Annotated in this window: 5 protein-coding genes and 3 tRNA genes; 1 reads left to right on the forward strand and 7 read right to left on the reverse strand. The window is 45.8% G+C overall.

All coding sequences use genetic code 11. From position 1 onward, the window contains the following. Positions 1-184 precede the first annotated feature (184 nt). From C6Y40_RS09450 to uvrY, 7 genes are all read right to left on the reverse strand, one after another. On the reverse strand, positions 185-487 hold the full coding sequence (locus C6Y40_RS09450) for a glycoside hydrolase family 97 N-terminal domain-containing protein (protein ID WP_105934396.1): 303 nt from the start codon (positions 485-487) through the stop codon (positions 185-187). A gap of 228 nt (positions 488-715) precedes the next feature. Continuing rightward, positions 716-802, reverse strand: a tRNA-Leu gene (locus C6Y40_RS09455). Positions 803-848: 46 nt separating this feature from the next. Then, positions 849-922, reverse strand: a tRNA-Cys gene (locus tag C6Y40_RS09460). 54 nt (positions 923-976) lie between these two features. After that, positions 977-1052, reverse strand: a tRNA-Gly gene (locus C6Y40_RS09465). A 220-nt stretch (positions 1053-1272) separates the two neighbouring features. Next, positions 1273-1842: a CDP-diacylglycerol--glycerol-3-phosphate 3-phosphatidyltransferase gene (gene pgsA / locus C6Y40_RS09470; protein ID WP_105934397.1), complete on the reverse strand. Its 570-nt coding sequence runs from the start codon at positions 1840-1842 to the stop codon at positions 1273-1275. A 98-nt stretch (positions 1843-1940) separates the two neighbouring features. Then, positions 1941-3758, reverse strand: a complete 1818-nt coding sequence (gene uvrC / locus C6Y40_RS09475) for an excinuclease ABC subunit UvrC (protein WP_105934398.1) — start codon at positions 3756-3758, stop codon at positions 1941-1943. Positions 3759-3774: 16 nt separating this feature from the next. Then, positions 3775-4413: a UvrY/SirA/GacA family response regulator transcription factor gene (gene uvrY / locus C6Y40_RS09480; protein ID WP_105934399.1), complete on the reverse strand. Its 639-nt coding sequence runs from the start codon at positions 4411-4413 to the stop codon at positions 3775-3777. Positions 4414-5150: 737 nt separating this feature from the next. Here uvrY and C6Y40_RS09485 point away from each other — a divergent pair. Next, positions 5151-5437 (forward strand): helix-turn-helix domain-containing protein (locus tag C6Y40_RS09485; protein ID WP_146129536.1); only part of this gene is annotated, 287 nt, incomplete at its 3' end.

The following is a 5437-nucleotide window of genomic DNA, read 5'->3' on the forward strand; positions in this document are numbered from 1 at the left end:
AGAAAGGACTGCACTCACAGTCAGAAATATCACATCAATAAAGTCATGTTGAACATTAATTTGCGTGCGGGGATCGGTAACTTCTGAAAAATGGCTTAGAAAACTCATAATTAACTCGTGTCATCAAAAAAACTATTTGATCACACTAATGATGATAAATATAACGAATTAAATCGATCAGATATCAGAGTAATTTAACAAAAGTACGATCTTGCCCTGGGTCCAGAATGACGTTACGTTCACTGTCGATATAAGTAAGGTTCTGACTAAAATCACCAATAGAACTATTGAGCCCTAATGGTGAGCTTTCCAGAAATACTTCGCCCTTATAGGTAACAGAATAATGGGGTTTACCCTCTGATAAGGACAATGAAACGGCCAGGTGTTTATCCGGCCCTTTGATTGTTTCGAGTAATTCAGCCAACGCCGTTCGGGGCGTAATTACAGTTGCCAGGCAAATCGGCAATATCAATCCGTAACGTATCATTGTGTATCCTGTATTAAGTAGCAATCAATCCTATAAAGCTATCATAATACAATACTATATTAACAACTTAATAACTAATCAGTTATGATTTTACCGGTTACAAAAATCAGTATTTGGAGGCATGTCAGCCAAATGAAAAGAATATCATCGAAACAATATAATCCGGACACAATGCTGGATAACACTGACTGTTTAATTGGTATATTTGAGATAAATAACGCTTTGAAATGGTGCCCGGGGCCGGACTTGAACCGGCACGCTGTTACCAGCGAGGGATTTTAAATCCCTTGTGTCTACCAATTTCACCACCCGGGCATGGGGTGCACTGCTGTGCTGGTGCGGGCTGGTTGCCCTTAAAAAATGGAGGCGGAACCCGGAGTCGAACCGAGATCCACGGATTTGCAATCCGCTGCATAGCCATTCTGCCATTCCGCCTTTGATTGCGTTGTGACGTGAGGCCGTCTACTGCAAACGCAACATTCGAGAAATTGGAGCGGGAAACGAGATTCGAACTCGCGACCCCAACCTTGGCAAGGTTGTGCTCTACCAACTGAGCTATTCCCGCTTTGTTTCCTGCTGGATGACTTCCTGAATGGCTCACTTACCTAATGGTAAAAACTCTGTTGAGTTACTGTGTTCCGTTCTGGTCAGTATGTCCTGCTTCGAATGTGGGAGGCATTTTACTTGCCCAAGCGAATGTGTCAACTACTAAAAAACTCATTCGCCGCTATTTTCGCCAAAATCGAATCGTTTGGTCATAAATCCGTCATTTAGCTCAAAAATTACTAATTTTTCAGGCCCGACAGATGCGGCCATGCTGCTTTTGTGTAGCTGATCATTGACCACACCGACAGCCAGGTAGCGATATACAGTAAAATATAACCCAGGGTTACCCAGTAAATCGGGAAGCCCATAAATTCTTCCAGGCCCGACAATAAACCAATTAAGGCTAACATTTGAGCTGTCGTTTTGGCTTTACCGATAAATGATACCTGTACCGTATCGCGCACGCCCTGGGAACCCATCCATTCCCTTAGCGCTGAAACGTAAATTTCCCGCACTAACAGTAAAATAGCCGGCACGGTGATCCACACCGAATCGTAAGAATGAGTAATCATTAATAACGCAGCAGCCACAATGAGCTTGTCGGCGACCGGATCTAAAAATGCACCAAAAGGTGTTGATTGCTGTAACTTGCGGGCCAGATAGCCGTCAAACCAATCGGTAATTGCCGCAAACCAGAAAATAAATGCTGCGGCTTCATGGGCCCACCGCCAGTCAAGAAAGTACACACATACAAAAATTGGGATCAGAACTACCCGGATTAAGGTAATTACGTTAGGGATCGTCCACATAAACTACTCGGAAGGGTTTTCCTTTATATTGCGACTATTGTCACACGATATAACCTATTAAGAAACTGCCAATTGAATTTAATATAAGGGCATTCTTATTAATTATGCAAATGGTCGTAAATAGTTTCGGCCAGTTCGTTGCTGATCCCCGGCACGCTGGCAATCTCATTACGGCTGGCTTTTTTAAGCCCCTGCAGACCACCCATGTATTTAAGCAGTGACTGACGGCGCTTGGCCCCGACTCCGGGAATAGATTCCAGCGAACTGGTTGTTTTCACCTTCTGTCGACGATTGCGGTGGCCGCTAATGGCAAACCGGTGCGATTCATCACGAATATGCTGAATCAAATGTAACGCCGGGCGATCAGCATTAAGCGGAATGGTGTCGTGAGTATCAGCCAGGATCAGGGTTTCCAAACCCGGTTTACGGGTTGTCCCTTTGGCCACACCAATCAACACTGGTTTTTTGTCGTGGGGCCAGTCAGCAAAGAAATCTTCGGCCTGCCCTAACTGTCCTTTACCCCCATCGATAAACAAAATATCGGGAATTTTTTCGGCATCCTGCACATTTTTATACCGGCGTTTAAGTGCCTGAGCCATGGCGGCATAGTCGTCACCGGGTGTGATCCCTTCAATATTGTAGCGGCGGTAATCGCTTTTTAGCGGACCTTCACGGTTAAAGACCACACAAGACGCCACGGTTTGCTGACCAGAAGTGTGGCTGATATCAAAACATTCCATGCGCTGAATTGGATCGTCCCACTCAAGGGCTGACTCTAAATCAATATAACGGGCAAACACCGATTTTTGCTGGCCATACTGAGCATCCAGTGCATTTTTAGCGTTTGCCTGTGCCAACTGTAGGTATTGTTTTTTCTCTTCTCTGGCGCCGCGGTAAAACCGCACTTTATGCTTAGCTTCCTGACTCAGCAGATCGGCTATTGCCGCTTCATCTGAAAGCCCCTGAGGGAGCACGATTTGTTTTGGTATAATTTTATTGCCGGCCAGATAAAACTGCAGCAGGAATGCCTCAAAGATCTCGCTCTCGGTTGTAGTAGAAGGTATTTTTGGGAAAAACGCTTTACTACCCAGCAGCTGACTATCGCGGATAAACATCACCTGGATACAGGCCATTCCGCCCCGATAGACGAAGCCAAAAATATCCATTTCGTCCTGAGTACCGGCCACCCACTGCCGCTCCTGCACTTTACGTAGCGCGCCAATCTGGTCGCGATACCTTGCCGCCGCCTCAAAGTTAAGCTGCTCACTGGCGGCTTCCATCTTATCGGCTAAGGAGTTAATCACCTGCGGGGTCTTTCCTTTAAGAAACAACCGCACCAGTTGTACCTGTTCGGCATACTCTTCATCACTCACATAGCCTTTTACACAAGGCGCTGAACAACGTTGCATCTGATACTGCAAACACGGGCGGCTTCGAGCACGGTAGTAGCTGTCTTCACACTGACGCACCGGAAACAGCTTCTGCATGGTTCGCAGGCTTTCTCTTACCGCCCAGGCACTCGGGTAAGGCCCGAAGTATTCGCCCTTACGCTTTTGTGGTCCGCGGTGAAAGTCGAGTCTGGGATGTTCGTGAGCAGAGAGAAAAATAAACGGGTACGATTTATCGTCACGTAACAGCACGTTATAACGTGGCCGATATTTTTTGATGAAGTTATTTTCGAGCAGAAACGCTTCGGTTTCGCTGTTAACCACCGTTACATCCATGCGGGCGATCTGACTCACCAGGGCGATGGTTTTGGGGTTATCCAGGTTCGCTTTAAAGTAGCTGGACACCCGGTTTTTCAGGTTTTTGGCCTTGCCCACATAGATAACTTCATCAGCGGCGTTGTACATACGGTACACGCCGGGCTGATGAGTTAACGATTTGAGAAAAGCGTTAGAATCAAATTCTGTCATTGAATCCTGTCAGCAACTACGACAGTTCAATAAGCTTATGGCGTAACGCCAGGTGGGTTAGCTCAACGTCGGTGCTGATTTCTAGTTTATCGAACAAACGATAACGATACGTGTTTACGGTCTTCGCGGCAATATGCAATTGCTCGGCAATATCCGGCACCTTCTGGCCACGGGTTATGCGAATGGCAATATCCAGCTCACGACCGGATAAATCGCTAAACGGATTATCGTTGTCCGGCGACAGTTTGCTCATTGCAATGCGTTGAGCGATTTCAGGGCTCAGGTACTTCTGACCAGAGGCCACTTTGTATATCGCATTTATCATCTCATCCGGCTCGGCGTCTTTGGTTAAAAAACCAAAAGCTCCCGCCTGAATTACCTGAGATGGGATAGGATCTTCTTTTTGCATAGAGAGGCCAATTACTTTAATGCTCTCACCAATGCGTAAAATTTGGCGTGTGGCTTCAAGACCACCAATGCCCGGCATATTTAAATCCATTAATACAACGTCAGGCGCAAGCTTCCTGCAATTCTTTACGGCTGATTCACCATCTTTCGCTTCACATACTACGGAAAAGTCGGCGACATCCTCAAGAATACGTCTGATACCCGTTCTTACCAGGTCATGATCATCTACTAGCGCTATCTTGATCATGTATTACTCACTTCGGCTGTTTTAGTCATTATTACTGAAAGGTGTCCTGTACCCCGCTCGTCTCTCACTTACTTCGCGAGCAATTGCACCTTTTCCTGTGCCAATACAGCGCATATTAATCAAAAACACCGGTAAAGGTAAGTCTTAATCAATCTTAATTTGCCGACAAACGTATAAATAACACCATCTTTGTTGGTTGCTTAATCGAAAGTGTAAATTAACGTACAGCGTTTATTCTCAAACAAAATTTTCGCCTGAATAATGTCCAGATTCAGAATTGATTTTAGCTGGTAAGTGTTAAAGAAGTATCTTTGGACATACTTAACATGATGATAAGGCACATCACTTTTCTACAGGCAATAAAAAACCCGCAACGTGTGCGGGATTCTCAAATATGGCGGAGAGTGAGGGATTCATTCGCGCCGTCCATGGCGCTCACCCTTAATAAATTAAGGGCAGCCTAAAGGCTGTGCAAAATGGCTATCCTGCCATTTTGTCGAACCAGCGGGGGTTCTCACCCTCACAGTTAGCTACATTGCTTTTTTGTGAGCAATAGATTCCCCCGGGCATGCCTGGGGTTCTTTCGGTTACAGCTCCATTCGGAGCTGATCTGAATCCTTCCGACCTTGATGCTCAACGTAGTTCCGTATTGTGTGCTCGTCTAAGCCTACGCTGCTTATACCAATTGCCTTAAAAGTTTGATCTAATGGCAGTATTCATATTCGAGTGATTTTCATATGCATACCGCCGACGACTTTAAACAATTAGCAAAGCAGACATCCAACGGCCAATTACGGACCCGCTATTTAGCTTTGTATCATTTCAAGAAAGGAGAAACACGTACTCAGATAGCCGCTTACCTTGGGGTTGCCAGAGGCAGTGTTAATACATGGGTATCCAACTATCTGGCTCACGGACTTGAAGGCCTGCACTCCAAACCTAGTCCGGGTAGACCCTGCCAGCTCTCCGTCTCTCAGCGAGAACAGGTCGCACATTTTATTGAAGAAAACGCGGTTAAAAAGGA

The sequence above is a fragment of the Marisediminitalea alba genome, from assembly GCF_002993365.1.
In the GTDB taxonomy this organism is placed as follows: domain Bacteria; phylum Pseudomonadota; class Gammaproteobacteria; order Enterobacterales; family Alteromonadaceae; genus Alteromonas; species Alteromonas alba.

Bases quoted from the DNA above. Each gene is read 5' to 3' on its own strand.
- uvrY (WP_105934399.1), bottom strand. From the start codon at position 4,413: ATGATCAAGATAGCGCTAGTAGATGATCATGACCTGGTAAGAACGGGT.
- C6Y40_RS09450 (WP_105934396.1), bottom strand. From the start codon at position 487: ATGATACGTTACGGATTGATATTGCCGATTTGCCTGGCAACTGTAATT.
- pgsA (WP_105934397.1), bottom strand. From the start codon at position 1,842: ATGTGGACGATCCCTAACGTAATTACCTTAATCCGGGTAGTTCTGATC.
- uvrC (WP_105934398.1), bottom strand. From the start codon at position 3,758: ATGACAGAATTTGATTCTAACGCTTTTCTCAAATCGTTAACTCATCAG.